This window comes from Flavobacterium cucumis, assembly GCF_900148835.1.
Taxonomy (GTDB): Bacteria; Bacteroidota; Bacteroidia; order Flavobacteriales; family Flavobacteriaceae; genus Flavobacterium; species Flavobacterium cucumis.
In genome coordinates, this window is sequence record NZ_FRYK01000001.1 from 1,092,490 (window position 1) to 1,112,886 (window position 20,397).

14 protein-coding genes are annotated in these 20,397 nt (G+C 34.5%); 9 read left to right on the forward strand and 5 right to left on the reverse strand.

The window, feature by feature from the left end; genetic code table 11:
* Position 1: 1 nt before the first annotated feature.
* Genes BUE95_RS05090 through BUE95_RS05100 form a run of 3 tightly spaced genes read right to left on the reverse strand, consistent with a single transcriptional unit; the run spans position 2 to position 1,401 of the window.
* Positions 2-610: an FAD-dependent oxidoreductase gene (locus BUE95_RS05090; RefSeq protein WP_073582023.1), complete on the reverse strand. Its 609-nt coding sequence runs from the start codon at positions 608-610 to the stop codon at positions 2-4.
* Complete coding sequence (locus BUE95_RS05095) at positions 610-807, reverse strand: hypothetical protein (protein WP_073582025.1); 198 nt, start codon at positions 805-807, stop codon at positions 610-612. The genes BUE95_RS05090 and BUE95_RS05095 overlap by 1 nt, the downstream gene beginning before the upstream one ends.
* A gap of 12 nt (positions 808-819) precedes the next feature.
* The gene (locus BUE95_RS05100) at positions 820-1,401 is read right to left on the reverse strand and encodes a MarC family protein (RefSeq protein WP_073582027.1); all 582 of its coding nucleotides are present in this window, start codon (positions 1,399-1,401) and stop codon (positions 820-822) included.
* Positions 1,402-1,843: 442 nt separating this feature from the next.
* Here BUE95_RS05100 and BUE95_RS05105 point away from each other — a divergent pair, with 442 nt between their 5' ends.
* The 6 genes from BUE95_RS05105 to dgt all read left to right on the forward strand — a co-directional run bounded on the left by BUE95_RS05105 (position 1,844) and on the right by dgt (position 8,950).
* Positions 1,844-2,410: a DUF3109 family protein gene (locus BUE95_RS05105; protein ID WP_073582029.1), complete on the forward strand. Its 567-nt coding sequence runs from the start codon at positions 1,844-1,846 to the stop codon at positions 2,408-2,410.
* 267 nt (positions 2,411-2,677) lie between these two features.
* The gene (locus BUE95_RS05110) at positions 2,678-3,655 is read left to right on the forward strand and encodes a ribonucleotide-diphosphate reductase subunit beta (RefSeq protein ID WP_073582031.1); all 978 of its coding nucleotides are present in this window, start codon (positions 2,678-2,680) and stop codon (positions 3,653-3,655) included.
* Positions 3,656-3,907: 252 nt separating this feature from the next.
* On the forward strand, positions 3,908-6,343 hold the full coding sequence (locus BUE95_RS05115; RefSeq protein ID WP_073582033.1) for a ribonucleoside-diphosphate reductase subunit alpha: 2,436 nt from the start codon (positions 3,908-3,910) through the stop codon (positions 6,341-6,343).
* A gap of 9 nt (positions 6,344-6,352) precedes the next feature.
* Positions 6,353-7,267 carry a hypothetical protein gene (locus tag BUE95_RS05120; protein WP_073582035.1) on the forward strand — a complete coding sequence of 305 codons (915 nt, stop codon included), beginning with the start codon at positions 6,353-6,355 and terminating at the stop codon, positions 7,265-7,267.
* Between the two features lie 81 nt (positions 7,268-7,348).
* Positions 7,349-7,573 (forward strand): hypothetical protein, encoded by a 225-nt coding sequence (locus tag BUE95_RS05125; RefSeq protein ID WP_026725983.1) that lies wholly within the window; start codon positions 7,349-7,351, stop codon positions 7,571-7,573.
* Between the two features lie 36 nt (positions 7,574-7,609).
* Entirely contained in the window at positions 7,610-8,950 is a 1,341-nt protein-coding gene (gene dgt / locus BUE95_RS05130) for a dGTP triphosphohydrolase (RefSeq protein WP_073582037.1), read from the forward strand.
* Positions 8,951-8,962: 12 nt separating this feature from the next.
* Here dgt and BUE95_RS05135 read toward each other — a convergent pair whose 3' ends face one another.
* Positions 8,963-9,907, reverse strand: a complete 945-nt coding sequence (locus tag BUE95_RS05135) for a DUF3078 domain-containing protein (protein WP_073582039.1) — start codon at positions 9,905-9,907, stop codon at positions 8,963-8,965.
* Positions 9,900-11,675, reverse strand: coding sequence for a 1-deoxy-D-xylulose-5-phosphate synthase (locus tag BUE95_RS05140; protein ID WP_073582041.1), 1,776 nt, complete (start codon positions 11,673-11,675; stop codon positions 9,900-9,902). The genes BUE95_RS05135 and BUE95_RS05140 overlap by 8 nt, the downstream gene beginning before the upstream one ends.
* 42 nt (positions 11,676-11,717) lie before the next feature.
* Between BUE95_RS05140 and BUE95_RS05145 the strand changes: the two genes are divergently transcribed.
* The 3 genes from BUE95_RS05145 to pbpC all read left to right on the forward strand — a co-directional run bounded on the left by BUE95_RS05145 (position 11,718) and on the right by pbpC (position 20,110).
* Positions 11,718-12,158 carry a nucleoside deaminase gene (locus BUE95_RS05145; RefSeq protein ID WP_073582043.1) on the forward strand — a complete coding sequence of 147 codons (441 nt, stop codon included), beginning with the start codon at positions 11,718-11,720 and terminating at the stop codon, positions 12,156-12,158.
* A gap of 114 nt (positions 12,159-12,272) precedes the next feature.
* Positions 12,273-17,765: an alpha-2-macroglobulin family protein gene (locus BUE95_RS05150; protein ID WP_073582045.1), complete on the forward strand. Its 5,493-nt coding sequence runs from the start codon at positions 12,273-12,275 to the stop codon at positions 17,763-17,765.
* Positions 17,741-20,110, forward strand: a complete 2,370-nt coding sequence (gene pbpC, locus BUE95_RS05155) for a penicillin-binding protein 1C (RefSeq protein ID WP_073582047.1) — start codon at positions 17,741-17,743, stop codon at positions 20,108-20,110. The genes BUE95_RS05150 and pbpC overlap by 25 nt, the downstream gene beginning before the upstream one ends.
* Positions 20,111-20,397: the final 287 nt, after the last annotated feature.

The window sequence follows — 20,397 nt, forward strand, 5'->3', positions numbered from 1 at the left end:
GCTATTTTCCCAAAGCATCATGCACCTGTACCGGATTTCCGTTATTCCACAACGTTAAAATATCCGTTGCAACTGAAGCACCACTACCAGCTGCAATGCTTAATTGACTTCTATGTCCGGCTAAAACGCCTGCTGCATAAATGCCTTCGGTAACCAAATGGTCGGTATTTTTTAATTGGATTCTGTTTTTCTCAGGAGCAGCTTTTTGATGTGGCATTACAAAGGATTCCAAACCTTCAATGGTAAAAGGATTTCCAGCGCCAATCGCAATCACTACAATTTTAGCTTGAAGCGAAGATTTGTTGGTAGTAATTGTGAAATTTCCTGCTTCACCCGAAATAGAAAGTACTTTTTTACCATGAATTTGTTGCACGTGCGGATACAAGTTGGTCAAATGTTCCAAACTTTCTTCTAATAATTCACTGCCTAATTTCCCTGCAGGAATTCCGTAAGCGTTATTAAAAATGGCATTTTGTAATGAAGAGGCTTTTTGGTGTGCCACAATCGCAATTTTTTTATCTATTGCAAACGGTTTGTTTTGGGCTGAACCCAAAATCAAAGCACACGAAACTCCGGAAACACCAGCGCCAATAATTAAAACGTCAAGCATTATTGTTTGGTTTTTTCTTCAATCATTTTTGAAAAACGCAATAGCACTAGTAGTAAAATTGCGCAAATTCCAGCGACAACACCAATTATGGCAATGGTGCTATTTTCATCAAAAGGATTGCTATAATCAATTTGAAAAAGATTAAAAACAATTAAAACTAATGCGATAGCAACTGCTACATAAGTAAATATTTTCATTTTTTTGTATTTCTAAATAAATAATCCTTTAACATTAGCGGCGAATAATTTTACAGCTATCGCCAGTAAAATAACACCAAAAATTTTACGAATTACACCCAAGCCATTGGTTCCCAGTAGCCTTTCTATTTTTCCTGATGATTTCAACACCCCATACACGACAATTACATTGATCAAGATAGCTATGATGATGTTGATTTTATCATAAGCTGCACGAAGCGATAATATTGTTGTCATCGTTCCAGCTCCAGCAATCAGCGGAAACGCGATAGGTACAATTGAAGCAGTACTTGGATTGTCTTCTTTGTACAATCGAATCCCTAAAATCATTTCCAAAGCAAGAAAAAATAAGACAAACGAACCCGCAACAGCAAACGAATTTGCATCTATGCCAATTAATTTCAGAATTTCTTCTCCTACAAACAAAAAGGCAATCATAATTACCGCCGCAACAATTGTCGCTTTTTCCGATTGAATATGACCCATTTTACTGCGTAAATCCACAATAATCGGAATACTTCCCACAATATCAATTACAGCAAATAAAATCATGCTGATGGTAAAAATGTCTTTCCAATTGATTCCTAATTCCATAAAACGCTGAATATTTGTGCAAATATAAGGATAATGAATCAAGAACGTTTCTAATTTAACGATACATTATCATATCAAGTTCATTATCAATATCAAGTTCAAATTCAAGTAATGTGAAGATTTAAACGCAAAGTCGCAAAGTTTTTTCGCAAAGAGCGCAATGAGAGAAGTAAAACGTCTCGGTCTGGCTTTTTTCAACGCAATCAAAATCTAAAAAACTCCTTGTAAGCTATACGCAAAGAGCGCAAAGTTTTTTCGCAATGAAACACAAAAGAACTCTGTGAAACTTTATGCAAAACTTCGAGAGACTTTGTGTTGCAAAAAATCCGTCATCATTCGCGCTTCGCAGAACCTGTGTCATCCGCGTGCCAATATCAAGTTTAATTTAAAATCCAAAATCTAAATTCAAAATCGTATCTTTGCACTTTAAAATAAGCCCAATATGTTTCAGTTAAACAAAACCATCGTTTCCGAAGAAATCTTAGAAAAAGAATTCGTTTGCAATTTGTCAGCTTGTCAAGGCGCTTGTTGTGTGGATGGCGATGCGGGTGCTCCTTTAGATGAGGAAGAAACCATAATTTTAGCTGAAATTTTCCCAAAAGTAAAACCTTTTCTTCGTCCTGAAGGAATAAAAGCCATTGAAGAACAAGGTACGCACGTAGTTTCCGATTTTGGAGAATTAGAAACACCACTTATCGATGGTAAAGACTGTGCTTACGTGATTTTTGACGGAAAAACGGCACTTTGTGGAATCGAGCAAGCCTATAATCAAGGTATTGTAGATTGGAAAAAACCGGTCTCTTGTCATTTATACCCAATTCGAATTAAAGAATATTCGGATTTCGCAGCGGTGAATTATCACAAATGGCATATTTGCGATGACGCTTGTTCGTTAGGACAAGAATTAGGTGTTCCGGTGTACCAATTTGTGAAAGAAGCACTAGTTAGAAAATTCGGACAACAATGGTTTGATGAATTAGACAAAGTTGCAAAAGAGTTGAAAAAATAATCCCTTTTTTATCGATTGAAAATACTCGTGAGTCACTTATTTTTCAGTTGCTTACAAGGTTTTAACAGTTGTTTTATAGGTTTTTAATTAATTGATTTTCAGTATTTTAAAAACCTATATTAAATTATTGGCAATTATCAGCTTTGTTAAAAACTTACCTCAATTGTGAATAAGTTTGCCTTTCTTTTTTCATTTCAAATGACAAACTTTGTAAACCCCAAATGAATTAAAACAACCAATCATTAACATTTTTAAAATCAAACAGCTATGTCTTTAGTGGAACCTATTTTGCAAGAAAACAAAGATCGATTTGTAATTTTTCCTATCAAGCACCAAGATATTTGGGAATGGTACAAAAAACAAGAAGCGTGTATTTGGACAGCAGAAGAAATTGATTTGCATCAAGATTTAAGCGATTGGAACAATAAATTAAACGATGACGAAAAATATTTCATCAAACATATTTTAGCATTCTTCGCAGCTTCTGACGGAATTGTAAACGAAAACTTAGCAGAAAATTTTGTTAATGAAGTGCAATATCCAGAGGCAAAATTCTTCTACGGTTTCCAAATCATGATGGAAAACATTCACAGTGAAACGTATTCGTTATTAATTGATACGTATGTGAAAGACGAAGCAGAGAAAAATCAGTTATTCCATGCTATTGAAGTGTTTCCAGCAATTAAAGAAAAAGCACAATGGGCTTTAAAATGGATTGAATCAGATTCATTTGCAGAACGATTAATTGCTTTCGCAGCAGTAGAAGGAATTTTCTTCTCAGGTTCGTTCTGTTCGATTTACTGGTTGAAAAAACGTGGATTAATGCCAGGATTAACCTTCTCAAACGAATTAATTTCTCGTGATGAAGGAATGCATTGTGATTTTGCGGTTCACTTACACACGCATCATATTGTAAACAAAGTGCCAAAAGCAAGAATTACGGAAATTATCGTAGATGCATTAAACATCGAAAGAAAATTCATCACGGAATCATTGCCAGTAAGTTTGATTGGTATGAATGCTACTTTAATGACGCAATATTTAGAATTCGTAACCGATAGATTATTAGTAGAATTAGGATGTGATAGAGTGTATAACTCTTCAAACCCATTCGATTTTATGGATATGATTTCGTTACAAGGAAAAACGAATTTCTTCGAAAAACGCGTTGCAGAATATCAAAAAGCAGGTGTTATGAATTCAGATGCTGAATCAAGTAAAATTAGCTTCGACGCTGATTTTTAAAAAATATTTAAACACATAGACACATAGGATTGTTTTTTGGATGAATTTAAGGCGTTTCACTTTTTTAAGTTGACATAGCGCTATGTGTATTCAGAATGAACTATCTAAATCTTTTTTTAAAAGTTATTATCTATGTTTCTATGTGTTTTAAAAAATAAAGCGCTATAAAATGTCGGGAGACTCGTGCTTTAGTTCAATAAATACTAACCGAAAGCAGAGAAGGGATTGTCTGTTTTCAAAAACTAAAAGTGTATGTATGTAGTAAAAAGAGATGGCCATAAGGAGCCAGTAATGTTTGACAAAATCACGGACAGAATTAAAAAATTGTGTTATGGACTTAACGACATGGTTGACGCTGTGAAAGTGGCAATGCGTGTAATTGAAGGTTTGTACGATGGAGTTTCTACTTCAGAATTAGATAATTTAGCAGCTGAAACCGCAGCATCCATGACGGTTACGCATCCAGATTATGCCCAACTAGCGGCTCGTATTGCAATTTCTAACTTACACAAAAATACCAACAAATCATTCTCGGAAACGATGAGTGAAATGTACCACTACGTAAATCCAAGAACGAATCAAGAAGCCCCTTTGATTTCGGATGAGGTTTACGAAGTTATTCAAGCCAACGCAGAATTTTTAAATTCGCATATTATATATAACCGTGATTTTAATTACGATTACTTTGGTTTCAAGACTTTAGAGCGTTCGTACTTATTGCGAATCAACGGAAAAATCGTGGAGCGTCCACAACACATGTTAATGCGTGTGTCTGTTGGAATTCACTTAAATGATTTAGAAGCGGTTATTGAAACCTACGATTTAATGTCGAAAAAGTTCTTTACACACGCTACACCAACATTATTCAATGCAGGAACTCCAAAACCTCAAATGTCCTCTTGTTTCTTATTAACGATGAAAGATGATAGTATTGATGGAATTTACGATACCCTAAAACAAACGGCTAAAATTTCACAGTCCGCTGGAGGAATTGGTTTAGCTATTCATAACGTTCGTGCAACGGGTTCTTACATTCGTGGCACAAACGGAACTTCAAACGGAATTGTTCCCATGTTACGTGTTTTCAATGATACGGCTCGTTATGTAGATCAAGGTGGAGGGAAACGTAAAGGAAGTTTTGCAATTTATTTAGAAACTTGGCATGCCGATATTTTTGAATTCCTGGATTTGAAAAAGAATACAGGTAAAGAAGAAATGCGTGCGAGAGATTTATTCTTCGCGATGTGGACTTCTGATTTATTCATGAAACGTGTAGAAGCAGATGCTAGTTGGACGTTAATGTGTCCAAACGAATGTCCAGGTTTAGATGAAGTTTATGGGGATGAATTCGAAGCATTATACCTTTCCTACGAAGCACAAGGAAAAGGCAGAAAAACGATTAAAGCGCGTGAGCTTTGGGAAAAAATTCTTGAATCTCAAATCGAAACAGGAACTCCTTATATGTTGTACAAAGATGCAGCGAACAGAAAATCGAACCAAAAGAATTTGGGAACAATTCGTTCGTCTAATTTATGTACTGAAATTATGGAGTACACTTCTCCAGATGAAATTGCAGTGTGTAACTTGGCGTCTATTTCGTTACCAATGTTTGTGGAAAACGGAGCCTTCAATCACGAATTGTTATTCAATGTAACAAAACGCGTTACTCGCAACTTAAATAAAGTAATCGATAGAAACTACTATCCAGTAAAAGAAGCGGAAAACTCAAACATGCGTCACCGTCCGGTAGGATTAGGAGTTCAAGGTTTGGCGGATGCTTTTATTATGTTAAGAATGCCTTTTACAAGTGATGAAGCTAAAAAATTAAACCAAGAAATTTTCGAAACTTTATATTTCGCAGCTGTAACCGCTTCTATGGAAATGGCAAAAGAAGAAGGGCCGTATTCGTCTTACGAAGGTTCGCCAATTTCAAAAGGAGAATTCCAACACAACCTTTGGGGTTTAAAAGACGAAGAACTTTCTGGTCGTTGGGATTGGGCAAGTTTAAGAAAAGAAGTAATGGCAAACGGAGTGAGAAACTCATTGTTGGTAGCCCCAATGCCAACTGCTTCAACATCTCAAATTTTAGGAAATAACGAAGCTTTTGAGCCGTATACTTCTAACATTTATACAAGAAGAGTACTTTCGGGAGAATTTATCGTGGTAAACAAACACTTATTAAACGATTTAGTAGAAAGAGGTTTGTGGAACGAAACATTGAAGCAAGAAATTATGCGTCACAATGGTTCAGTACAACATATTGAAAGAATTCCAGCAGATTTAAAAGAATTATACAAAACCGTTTGGGAAATGTCGATGAAAGATATTATCGATATGTCGCGTCAAAGAGGGTATTTCATTGACCAATCGCAATCGTTGAACTTGTTTATGCAAGATGCAAATTATGCGAAATTAACTTCGATGCATTTCTACGCTTGGAAATCAGGTTTAAAAACAGGAATGTACTACTTAAGAACAAAAGCTGCGGTGGATGCAATTAAGTTTACGTTAAACAACGATAAAGTTGCGGCTCCAATTGAAGTGAAAGAGCAACAGGTTGAAGTGAAAAAAGTAGAAGCTATCGCCGTTTTAGAAGAACCAGCAGAAATGACAGCTGAAGAATACAGAGCAATGATCGAAATGGCTAGAAACGCAGGTCCAGAAGATTGTGAAATGTGTGGTTCTTAATTTTAGAGAATGAGGAAGTTTGTACAGAATATTGTAACAATAATTACAATTACTGCTGGTATTGTAGCAGTTTTAAGTTTTGTTTATCAAGTTAAATCGGATAATCCTAAAATTGAGATATTAGAGATTAACAATGATAATTTAACTAATATTCCTAGAATAAAAAACTTGACCGCTAATTTTTCTTATAAGGATAGTGTTATAACTAATTTATGGAAATTAAACGCAGTAATCAAAAATGTAGGGTCAAAAACAATTATTGGTAAAGGGACAAATAAAAACATTATTGAAAATCATATTGGTTTTAAATTAAATGAAGGTTTTCGATTAATCGATTTTAACATTGCTAAAGCTCAATTTCCAAATGAAATAAAAAAGGATAGTAATTCTGTTAGATTATTTTTTTCGCAATGGAGAGAAGATGAGCAAATAGATGTAACTATATATGCAGAGCAAATTTCTAATGCTTCAAGTGAATTAAAAATTATTGGTGATGAAAGAGATATTGTTGATGGTGAAATTACTTACAGAAAAATAAATCAACAAGTCAATCAGCGTAAAAATTTAGCTGATTATCTGCCTGAATCTATTTCAGCAGTTTTGCTTTGGATAGGTATAATTGTATATGCTTTATGTTCATTAATATTACCCTTTGGAATGATTTACGAGGTTTATAAATATTTTATGTTTGGAAGTTGGAAAAGAAAATGGAATAGTAAGTTTAACGAGAATATTTTAAGATTATATAAGGAAAAAGAGTTGGCTAAAATTTATAGTCCTAATAATTTACCAGATAGTTATTGGGAAAAAATAAATGTTCCTAAACCTGACCTTCCTATGCAACCTTTTGCTAGTACCTTTTTAGGTATGCTTGTGTTGTTAATATTGTTAATATTACCATTGCTTTGGTTGATAAAAATTTAAAAGAAAAACAGTCATCATTCGATGGCTGTTTTTCTTTTAAATAATTACAATCCAATTCGTACATTTGAAAAAAATACTATTATGTCAAAAGACAAAAAAGGCGTTTACACGGGAATCATAGAAAAAGACGCAGACGGAAATTATTTCTGCGGAGAATATTTGTTGGATTACCAATACACAGAGAAAAACTTCAAAGTTGGAGACGAAATCAACATCAAATCGGTTATCGTAAATCCGAGTGATAAAAGTTACAATCAGTATCCTAAAAAATCGAGAAATTTCTTCTTGGCTAACGAAAAAGAGTAATTCTAAAATCCGCAATCTTCAATCTAGAATCTTATGATGCAGTGGGAACAATTATTGTCCTTAAAAAGACAAGGCGACACCAGCAAACGTTTACGAAAAGAGCAAGACGATACCCGTTTAGGCTTTGAAGTCGATTATGACCGAATTATTTTTTCTGCCGCTTTTAGAAGTTTGCAAGACAAAACACAAGTCATTCCGCTTTCAAAAACCGATTTCGTGCACAATCGACTTACTCATAGTTTAGAAGTTTCGGTTGTGGGGCGTTCTCTTGGACGTTTAGTGGGCAAGCAAATCATTTCTAACTATCCACATTTACAAGAAGTGCACGGTTATCAAGCGAATGATTTTGGTGCGATTGTAGCAGCTGCGGCATTATCTCATGATATTGGAAATCCGCCTTTTGGACATTCGGGTGAAAAAGCCATTGGTGAATATTTCAAAACTGGAAACGGATTGCAATACAAAGAACAACTGACCGAAAAACAATGGCAAGACGTAATCGATTTTGAAGGGAATGCTAATGGATTTTCAGTATTAGCTTCTTCTCGTGAAGGAATTGAAGGCGGTTTGCGTATTTCGTATGCGACTTTGGGCGCTTTTATGAAATATCCGAAAGAAAGTTTGCCAAAAAAACCAACATCTAAAATTTGCGATAAAAAATACGGTTTCTTCCAGCAAGACAAAGCGTTTTTTGCTGAGGTTGCCCATGAATTGGGTTTGATTTCAAACAAATCAGGAAACGATATTGGTTTTGAGCGTCATCCATTAGCGTATTTAGTGGAAGCAGCTGATGATATTTGTTATACGATTATTGATTTTGAGGATGGCATTAATTTAGGTTGGATTTCGGAAGAATATGCTTTAGAATATCTAATCAAACTAGTTAAAAATGGAATCGACACCAAAAAATACAATGAGTTAATCACTAAAGAAGATCGAATTAGTTATTTGCGCGCCCTAGCCATTGGCAGTTTAATCAACGACGCAGTAGCGGTTTTTATGGAGAATGAAAAAGCCATTTTAGCTGGAGAATTTCCTTTTGCCCTGATGGATAGAAGCCAGTACAAAGCGCAAATGAATGACATCATCCAAATCAGTATTAAAAACGTCTATCAAAGTAAAGAAGTAATTCAGAAAGAAGTAATGGGCTATAAAATCATCCATAGCTTGTTAGATGGATTTTGTACTGCCTATAACAATAAAGTAAATGGAACAGCTTCTAATTATGACGAATTGTTGTTGAAACTTCTTCCAGAGCGTTTTCAATTTCAAAAAGAAGATCTCTACGACCGATTGTTGCATATTTGTCACTTCGTGTCTTTATTAACAGATGGAAAAGCTTTGGAATTGTATAGAACAATTCAGGCAAATAAATAAATTTAGTAACGATTAAAAAAGATAGACCATTCCAACGCCTAAAAGTTGTTTTAACTGCACTTTTGGGCCTTTAGTAACTTGAATTCCATTTTCCTCTACTTTTGATTTGATGTCGTCATCATAAAGAACATGTGTGCCTATATTGGCTTTTACATATTTGTTTACGACCATCCCAAGTTGCAGTTGCCAATCCAGATCGATATTTCCAAAGTTGTGAATATAATCGGTATATAAACTAATTCTGTTTTCAAGGATGATGTTTTCATAAACTTCTTTCTTCCACTGATTGGTAACTAATATTCCAGTTTCATTTCGTACTGTTTTACCTTCTTTTATGAGATTTCCAAATTCGTCAAAAATTGCTTTTTCAACTCCAAAAGCACCTTGATTAGCAAGTCTTTGGTCAAAAACCAAGGTTGTTTTTTGAGTTAATGGGGAAAGATAAACATTCAAATCCAAATCTTTTCTAGAATATTCAGCTCCAATCCCAAGAAAAATATAGGCAGGGGCAAATGGTTTTGAAATAGCTAAGTCTGTATTTGGATAAGCATATCCATTTGCAAATTGCGTGTTGAAATTAAATTTACCAGCATGATACCAATTAGAAATTGTATCTTTCTTGTAGCCAAAGGTAGAATTAATTTGGATTTGATCATCGGTTTTTCGAGCTCCTTGACCTTCCTGTTTGTTAATCCCGTAACGCATGATTAGTTCGTTATCCCAAATGATATTGTTCTTTTTGTAATTTCTTAAAAATTGACCATTGATTAATCCTGAGATAGAGTTATTTCCTCCAGCATTCCAATTTACAAAGGTAATTTGTGAAATATCAAGACCTATTTTATTTGTTTTTTTCCAGTAAGAAGTTGAATCAGGTAATTCGGTTCTAATAATTTGAGCAAAGTTGTTTTGAATAACAAAAAATAAAAATCCTAACAGGAAGGTTTTTTTAATCATGAGTAAAAGTTTTAAATAAGTAAGTTAGACTTTTGGTATCAATTTGACAAAGTTCTTGTAACTCAAAAACCGTTCCATGTTCTATAAAACTATCGGGAATTCCGAGATTTATGATGGTTTTTTTTAAGTTGTAGCTGGCATTTATTTTGCTGATCTGTTCTCCAAAGCCACCAATAATTGCACCATCTTCAATCGTAATAATATGATTATGAGTGTTAATTATTGTTTTAATGTAATCTATATCGAGCGGCTTAATAAAAGGCAAATGATAGTGTGAAAATAAACTTTCATTTTCAATTTGAGCTAAAGCTTTTGTAACATTATTTCCGATAGTTCCAGTTGAGAGAATGGCTACTTTTGTCCCTTTTTTAAGTTCTTTGATCTTTCCAATTTCAATCTTTTCGAAGGGTTGTTTCCAATTTGTGTTTTCACCTCTTCCTCTTGGATAGCGAATAGCAATAGGATGATGTAAACCCTCTGCAGCAGTAAACATGATGTTTCGCAATTCGATTTCATCTTTTGGAGCCGCAATAATCATATTTGGAATACAATTCAAATAGGCAATATCAAATACGCCGTGATGTGTAGCTCCGTCTTCACCAACTAAACCGGCTCTATCTAAACAAAATATGACGGGCAAATTCTGTAGGGCGACATCATGAATCACCTGATCATATGCTCGTTGTAAAAAAGTGGAATAAACGTTGCAAAAAACGATCATTCCTTGTGTAGCTAAACCAGCAGCTAGCGTAACAGCGTGTTGTTCGGCAATTCCAACATCAAAAGCACGCTGAGGAAAAATTTCCATCATATATTTCATGGAACTTCCAGAAGGCATGGCTGGAGTAATTCCAATTATTTTTTCATTTTGTTTGGCTAATTCCACCAACGTATGTCCGAAAACATCTTGAAATTTTGGAGGCAAATGCGATTCGTCTTTTGGATGAATTTTCCCTGTTTCTGCATCGAATTTTCCTGGAGCATGATATTTTACTTGGTCTTCTTCGGCCAATTGCAGTCCTTTTCCTTTGGTAGTAATTACATGCAAAAATTTCGGACCTTTTACTGATTTTAATCGTTCTAATTCCAAAATCAATTTTGGTAAATCATGTCCGTCTATCGGTCCTGAATAATCAAAATTCAAGGATTTAATAATGTTGTTTTGTTTTGGATTTTTTCCCGCTTTAACCGCTGTTAAATATTCTTTTAACGCACCGATACTTGGGTCAATTCCTATCGCATTATCATTTAAAATTACTAATAAATTGGCATCAGTAACACCGGCATGATTTAAGCCTTCGAAAGCCATTCCGCTAGCAATGGAGGCATCTCCGATCACCGCAATATGTTGTTTATCCATTGCCCCCTTTAATTGCGAAGCCAAAGCCATTCCCAAAGCAGCCGAAATTGAAGTAGAGGAATGCCCCACACCAAACGAATCGTAAATACTCTCACTTCGTTTTGGAAAACCAGAAATTCCATTTAATTCTCTATTCGTGTGAAAATTATCGCGTCTTTCGGTTAGGATTTTGTGTCCGTAAGCTTGATGTCCCACATCCCAAACTAAAATATCTTCTGGTGTGTTAAAGACATAATGCAATGCAATCGTTAATTCCACAACCCCTAAACTGGCTCCCAAATGCCCTTCTTTTTTCGAGACAATATCAATGATAAAATCCCTCAATTCTTTGGCCAATTGAGGTAATTGATTCTTAGGAAGTTTCCTTAAATCGATGGGGTTGTTGATTTTTGAAAGTAATTTTTCCATTACAGCACAAATGTAATAATTGGTTGTTGTATTTTTGTACTTATGGAGCATATTTTTACTGATGATTATTTTATGAAGAAAGCCCTTCAAGAAGCTGAAATTGCTTTTGATAAAGGCGAAATTCCTGTTGGTGCTGTAATTGTGGTTGATAATCGTGTTATCGCACGCACGCACAATTTAACAGAATTGCTTCATGATGTTACAGCACATGCTGAAATGCAAGCCATAACCAGTGCTGCAAATTTTTTAGGAGGGAAATATTTGAAGGGTTGCACTTTGTATGTGACCTTAGAACCTTGTCAAATGTGTGCAGGAGCTTTGTATTGGTCTCAAATTTCCAAAATTGTTTTTGGCGCTTCCGATGAAAACCGAGGGTTTCAAAAGATGGGAGCACAACTGCATCCGAAAACTCAAGTGATTTCAGGTGTTTTAGAAAAAGAATGTGCCGATTTAATGAAAGCATTTTTTAAAAATAAGCGATAAATTTTGTAAGGATTTTATTTAAAAATATTTCTATCTTTACTTTAAGAATTTGCATGATTTTTGACTTTATAAAGTTGATAACAAAAACAAACTAACTTTCTAATCTCTTTCCTAATGAAGACAACTCGTTTTTTACAATTGATGTTTGTGTTAATTGTAGTTATGTCGTGCACTAAAAGCACAAAAGATTTCAACTCTGATTTTTCCCTTTTTAAAGCGTATATTTTAAATTTTAGTTCAGGATTAGTTTCGGCAAGTAGTGATATTAGAGTTGTTTTGGCTTTTGATAAAAAAGAGTGGAGAGCTAATGAAGAGTTAGATGAAAATTTATTCACGATTAGTCCAAGTGTTGACGGGAAAGTAGTAGCACTCTCCAATAACACTATCGCATTCCTTCCTAATAAAAGACTAGATCAGAACAAAGCGTATCAGATAACACTTCATTTATCAAAATTAACAAATGTTTCTAATAAGTTAAAAGACTTCAATTTTACTATAAAAACCATAAAGCAAGATTTTATGGTTACTACTAATGATTTACAATCCTACAGCAAAGATTATCAATACTTAAACGGAGTAGTCACATCAAGTGATGATTTGGATTTTGAAACGGCTAAACAATTAATTGCGGTTAATCAGGACGATAAAACAGTAAAAGTTAAGTTTGTCCAAGAGCTGAGTAATAAAAAAGAATACAAATTTGTAATTGATAGTATTAAGAGACAAGTTGAAGACAGTAAAATTAAAATTTCATGGGACGGTACGTCGTTTGATATTGATCAAAAAGGCGAAATGCTTTATGATATCCCGGGAAAAAATAATTTTAAAATCGTTTCTTGTGAAGTTGAGAAAGATAACAACCAAGTTTTATTGTTAAATTTTTCGGATCCTTTAAATCGCGATCAAGATTTTTCAGGTTTAGTACAAATAGAATCAGCAACAAATTTGCGTTTTGCTACAGCGGGAAATTTACTTAAAGTGTTTTTAGACCAACCTTTAAAAGGGGAGCTTTTAGTAGAAGTTTTTCAAGGTATAGAAAGTGAAGACGGCTACAAAATGAAACAAAATTTTTCTGAAAAAGTTAGTTTCGAACAAGTAAAACCAGGAGTTCGTTTCATAAAAAGCGGCACAATTTTGCCAAGTTCAAATAACTTAAAAATCAATTTCGAATCGGTAAACTTAAGTGCGGTTGATGTTAAGGTTTATCATATTTATAAAAATAATATCCTCCAATTTCTTCAAGATAACGAGTTAAATGGCAGTCGAAATTTAAGAAAAGTGGCCCAACCTATAGTTAAAAAAACCATTATATTAAATAAAAGTAAATTACAGAATTCAGGAAAATGGAATGCATATGCTATTGATTTGGCTAATATCATTACCCCAAATCCAGGGGCCATTTACCGTGTTGAAATATCGTATAAACGCAAATATTCACTTTACAAATGTGCTTCACCATTTGTAGATGAAGGTAATGAGGAGGAAGAAGTTCAAGATGAGGAAGTGAGAAGTAATCAAGATTATTATGATGATTACTATTACGAAGGTTATGATTGGTACGAAAGAGAAGATCCATGTTCGGATTCGTATTATTATAACAATACTGTTTTTACTAATGTAATTGCATCTGATTTGGGTGTAATTGCCAAGCGTGGAGGCAATGGCTCCTATATTTTTGCGGTGAATAATATTGTTTCAACAGAGCCCGTTGCGGCAGCAAAAATTGAATTGTATAACTTTCAGCAGCAACTTTTAGAAACGATTACAACCGATAGCGAAGGAATTGCTAAAACGGAATTAAAAAAGTATGCCTTTTTTGCGATTGTATCAAAAGATAATAATACAACCTACGTGAAGTTAGATGAAGGACAATCCTTATCTGTAAGTAATTTTGACGTGGGTGGTGAAGCACTTCAAAAAGGGTTAAAAGGTTTCATTTATGGTGAAAGAGGGGTTTGGCGTCCAGGGGATACCTTGCATTTGGCGTTTATGTTGAATGATGTTGAAAGTAAATTAGAAAAAACGCATCCCATTATTTTTAAATTAAGTGATCCTAAAGGGAAAATGCGTTACCAAATGGTTCAAAAATATAATGATTTAAACCATTACAAATTCAAATTAGTCACTAAAGAGAATGATCCAACAGGGAATTGGGAAGCCAAAATTTCGGTAGGTGGGGTGCATTTTTATAAAAGTATTAAGATTGAAACGATCAAACCTAACCGTTTAAAAATTAAAAATACTTTTGCAGAGAAACAACTTTCGGGCAGTAGGCTTAACGGTGGTGAAGTTGAAATTGCTTGGTTGCATGGAGCAGTTGCGAAAAATTTAAAAGTTGAGATGCAAGTTAAATTTCTACAGCAACAAACTATTTTCAAAAAATTTGAAAAATATGATTTTGATGATGATGTTCGGAAATTCTACACAGAAGAAATAAACGTTTTTTCAGGAAAAGTAGATGAATTTGGAAAAACTAAAGTTAATATTCAACCTAAAATTACGAGTCAAGCACCAGGGAAATTGAAAATGGTTTTTCAAACGAAAGCTTTTGAAAATGGTGGTGATTTTAGTACAGATGTAGCTACAGCAGTGTATTCTCCATATAAAACTTATGTTGGAATAAAAGCACCTGAACCTAACAAATATGGTTTGTTAGAAACTGAAAAAGTAAATCGATATGATATAGTGACACTGGACGAATTGGGTAAGCCGAAATCAGTTAAAAATCTAGAAGTTCGTGTGTACAAAGTGGAATGGCGTTGGTGGTGGAATTCCAATGGGGATGATTTATCAAAATACAATTCCTCTGAAGTAACAACAGCCTACAGAAATTATGTGATTTCAACTAATGCGTCAGGAAAAGCAAGTTTTCAATTTAAAATTCCAGAAGCTGATTGGGGGAGATATTTAATTCGTGTAGAAGACACAAATGAAGGTCATGCAACAAGCTTAACTTCTTACATCGATTGGCCGTATTGGTCAGTAAAATCCCGTCAGGGAAGTGCTGAAACAGCCAATATGTTAGTGTTTACAACTAATAAAGAGAAGTATAACGTAGGTGAAAATGCTATCGTTTCTTTTCCGTCAAGTGAAGGTGGAAGAGCTTTGATTTCGGTAGAGAATGGATCTAAAGTTATCAAAACGCTTTGGGCAACTACAAAAAAAGGGGAAACACAAGTGGAAGTTCCTATCACAGGTGATATGGCACCAAATGTATATTTTCACATTTCGTTGTTAAAGCCACATGCTTCTACAATAAACGATACCCCAATTAGAATGTACGGAATTTTACCAGTAGAAGTTATTAATAAAAATACCGTTTTACAGCCAGAAGTAACGCTTCCAGCGGTTTTGAAACCAGAGCAAAAAACCACCTTAAAAGTTAGTGAAAAATCAGGTAAAGAAATGACATATACCATTGCAATTGTAGATGATGGTTTGTTAGATTTAACCCGTTTTAAAACGCCAAATGCTTGGGACAAATTCTATTCTAGACAAGCACTTGGTGTGAAAACTTGGGATGTTTATGATGACGTAATTGGTGCTTATGGTGGGAAAATCAACCAAATTTTCAGTATTGGAGGTGATCAGGATTTAGCAGGTGGAAATGCAAAGAAAGCCAATCGATTTAAACCAGTCGTCATTTATTTAGGGCCCTTCAAATTAGAAAAAGGACAAACCAAATCACATACCGTTACCTTGCCAAATTATGTTGGTTCTGTTCGAACAATGATTGTTGCTGGCGATTCAAAAACAAGCGCTTATGGTAGTTCGGAAAAAACATCTTTTGTGAGAAAACCAGTCATGGTATTGGCTACGATACCAAGAAAAATTTCTCCAAGTGAAAGAATTATGTTGCCCGTAACCGTTTTCGCAATGGAAAGTCAAGTAAAAAACGTTAATGTGCAATTAAAAACGAATAATGGCTTAAGAATCATTGGAAGGGCAACTCAAAATGTAAGTTTTAATTCACCAGATGAAAAAGTAGTCTACTTTGATTTAGAAGTTGGTAGCGTAACAGGGGTTGGTAAAATAGAAGTCATTGCTACTTCAGGAAAAGAAAAATCAACGTATGCTGTGGAAGTCGATATTACAAATCCAAATCCGGTTACCAATGATTATGTAGATATGGTGATTCCAGCAAATAGTACTAAAAAAATCCATTGGCAAACATTTGGAGTTGTGGGAAGTAATAAAGCAAGATTAGAAGTTTCCTCTTTCCCAACCATCAATTTTAATGGACGATTAAGTTATTTGATTCAATATCCACATGGTTGTTTGGAACAAACCACTTCAGCTGTATTTCCTCAGTTGTATTTGGCAGATATTATGGATGTTGATGCCAACAAAAAAACGGAAATTCAACGAAATATCAATGCTGGAATTCAAAAACTAGGTAATTTCCAACTATCAAATGGGGGATTAAGTTATTGGCAAGGGAATAATTATGCAGATGATTGGGCAACTTCTTATGCCGGACATTTCTTGCTAGAAGCGGAGAAAAAAGGCTATGTTTTACCAATTGGATTTAAAAGTAAATGGATTTCGTTCCAACAGTCTGAAGCTAAAAAGTGGCGATTCAATCCCCAATATCGTAACGATTTTGCGCAAGCATATCGTTTATATACGCTAGCATTATCAGGTTCTGCCGATATGGGTTCGATGAACAGATTAAGAGAAACTACTGGAATTTCTAATGAAGCTAAATTGCGATTAGCAGCTGCTTATGCCTTAGCAGGTCAAAAAAATGCTGCATTCTCGTTAATACGAATAACAACAAATCAAGAAGACAGCCAATATATGTATTATTACGGTTCTGAAGAACGAAATCGTGCTATGGTTTTAGAAACGTATATTTTATTAGATAATAAAACGAAAGCGTATGAAATGGCAAACAAATTAGCCAAAGACCTATCTTCTAATCGTTATATGAGTACGCAAACTACTGCTTTTGGTTTGTATGCGATGTCTAAATTTGCACTTAAAAACGGTGGAAAAGGAGTTAATATGACGTATGCTGTAGCTGGAAAATCGGAGACAATTAGTTCTAAAAAAGCATTTGTAGATAGAAATTTAGTGGTGAAATACGGTTCGAATTCGGTAACAATTCAAAATAAAAACAGTGGAACCCTTTATGTTAGGGTTTTAAACAGTGGCATTTTACCTATTGGAGCAGAAAAAGAAATTCAGAAAAACTTCTCAACATCGGTAGTTTATAAAGATAGAAAAGGAACAATTCTAAATTTAAACTCCGTGAAACAAGGAACTGAAATTGTTGCTCAAGTAACTATTCAAAACCAATCGGATGAATCGTTGGAAAATGTTGCACTTTCACAAATTATTCCTTCTGGATTTGAAATTATGAACTCGCGCTATACCGATTTTGGTGATTACGCTGAAAATAAAGCGGATTACATAGATATTCGCGATGATAGAACACAATTCTATTTCGGAATTAAAACAAAAGAAACGAAAACATTTACGATGCTGTTAAATGCAACTTATTTAGGAAATTATTATTTTCCTGGTGTACAATGCGAAGCGATGTATGACAATAATTATTTGTCAAGAACGAAAGGACAATGGGTACAAATAGTGAAAGAGTAACTCGATTAAAAGCTAAAATTAGAAACAATAAAATTAAAACTACCATCAGCCTTTTGCTTTTGGTGGTTTACTATTTCGCACTTCCGAGACAACTTTTTGAGAACAATTATTCAACCGTAATTGAAAGTCAAGAAGGGCTACTTCTAGGAGCAAAAATTGCTTCCGATGGACAATGGCGTTTTCCTGAGAGTGATAGTGTACCTCATAAATTTCAGAAATGTATTGTTGCATTTGAAGATCAATATTTTTATAGGCATTTTGGGTTTAATCCAATTTCGATGTATGATGCTTTCAAACAAAATAGAAAAGCAAATCGCGTAATTCGAGGCGGGAGTACGTTGACACAGCAAGTGATACGCTTACACCGAAAAGGAAAATCGCGTTCCTACTTTGAAAAAGGAATTGAAATAATTCTCGCAACACGATTAGAATTTCGGCATTCAAAAGATAGAATTTTGGAATTGTATTGTGCACATGCGCCTTTTGGAGGCAATGTGGTTGGTTTAGAAATGGCATCATGGAAGTATTTCGGATTGCAACCGCATCAGTTGTCATGGGCAGAAGCAGCTACTTTGGCAGTTTTACCTAATGCACCAAGTTTGATATATCCTGGAAAAAATCATGAACGATTATTAGTCAAAAGAAATAGATTGCTTAAAAAATTATATCAAGCAGAAGTCATTGATAAAGGGACTTATGAATTATCGTTACAAGAAACTTTGCCTCAAAAGCCATTTGACGTTCCCCAAATAGCACCTCATTTGGTTGAAAAAGCAGCAAGAGAGTATCCTGCTAAAAAAATAAAGACTACTATTCAATTGGATTTGCAAGAGCGTACGAAAGAAATTGTAAATCAGTACTATAATTATTACAAACAAAATCAGGTGTATAACATTTCTGTTTTGGTAGTGGATGTGCAAACACGTGGTATAATAACGTATGTTGGAAATAGTCCAACAGACAAAGAACATCAAAAAGATGTAGATATTATTGAAGCACCACGAAGTACTGGAAGCATTTTGAAGCCCTTTTTGTATGCTGCCATGTTGAATGATGGTTATATTTTGCCACAAACTTTGGTTGCTGATATTCCTACACAGATTTCTGGATATTCCCCTCAAAATTTCAATCTGACCTATGACGGTGCAGTTCCTGCGAGTAGAGCTTTGGCGCGTTCATTGAATATTCCGTCGGTTTTGATGTTGCAAGACTATTCTGTGAATCAGTTTTATGAGAATTTGCAACAATTGAAGTTGCAAAATGTTAATCGTCAGCCTTCCAATTATGGTTTGTCATTGATTTTAGGTGGTGCTGAATCAAATCTGTGGGATTTGTGTAAAGCGTATGCTTACATGTCATCTACGCTGACGTATTTCAATCAAAACGATGCTAAATATCGAAAGAATGAAATGCATAATTTGAATTACGATGCCAATTTTCAACTCGATTTAGGAAGTAGTTCTCTTAAGAAAAATATTTTTGGTGCTGGCGCTATTTGGCAAACTTTTAATGCGATGAAAGAAGTCAATCGGCCAGAAGGTGATGAAGCTTGGAAATTCTACGATTCATCACTAGAAATTGCATGGAAAACTGGAACAAGTTTTGGAAGTAGAGATGCTTGGGCAATTGGGGTAACTAAAGATTATGTGGTTGGAATTTGGGTTGGAAATGCTACAGGCGAAGGAAGACCATTGTTAACTGGGGTAGATAGTGCAGCGCCTATTCTGTTTGATGTATTCAGATTATTGCCAAAATCGAAATGGTTTGAAATGCCGTATAAAGATTTAGTTCCTGTTGAAGTTTGTGAGCTTTCGGGTTATTTAGCACAAGAACATTGTCCAAAAATCAAACAATGGATTCCAAAAACCGCCAAAAAAACAGGTAATTGTCCGTATCATAAAATCATTCATTTAGATAAAAATCAGCAATTTAGAGTAAATAGTAATTGCGAAAGTGTTCATGAAATGACAACCAAATCTTGGTTTGTTTTGCCGCCAGTTATGGAATGGTATTATAAGAGTAAGAATGTAAATTATCAAAATTTACCACCTTATAGAAGCGATTGTGTCGATGCTTTACAAGACAAACGTATGGATTTTATTTATCCCAAAGCGAATACCAAAATCATACTTACTAAAGATTTTGAAAGTAAACTACAACCCGCTATCATTAAAGTAGCACATTCTAATTCCGATGCAGAGTTGTTTTGGTATTTAGATGATAAGTATGTAGGAAACACCAAGACCTTCCATGAGAAACCTATTTTTGCTACAACAGGATTTCATGTCATTACAGTGGTAGATGAATTTGGTAATGAAATAAGGCGAAGAGTACAATTTGAATGAGTGAAAAAACCGCCAATCTTTCGAAAGGCGGTTTTGATTTATAGGATATATCCTATGTTATTTTACTATAATTTCATTTCCTTCTTTGTCAAAGAAATGATATTCTAGGTACGTGTAAGCGTCACGAGATTTGATATTAAGAGGAGGAAGTCCAGTGGACTTCAGGTATAAAAAAACCGCCAATCTCACGAAAGGCGGTTTTGATTTATAGGATACATCCTATGTTATTTTACTATAATTTCATTTCCTTCTTTGTCAAAGAAATGATATTCTAGGTACGTGTAAGC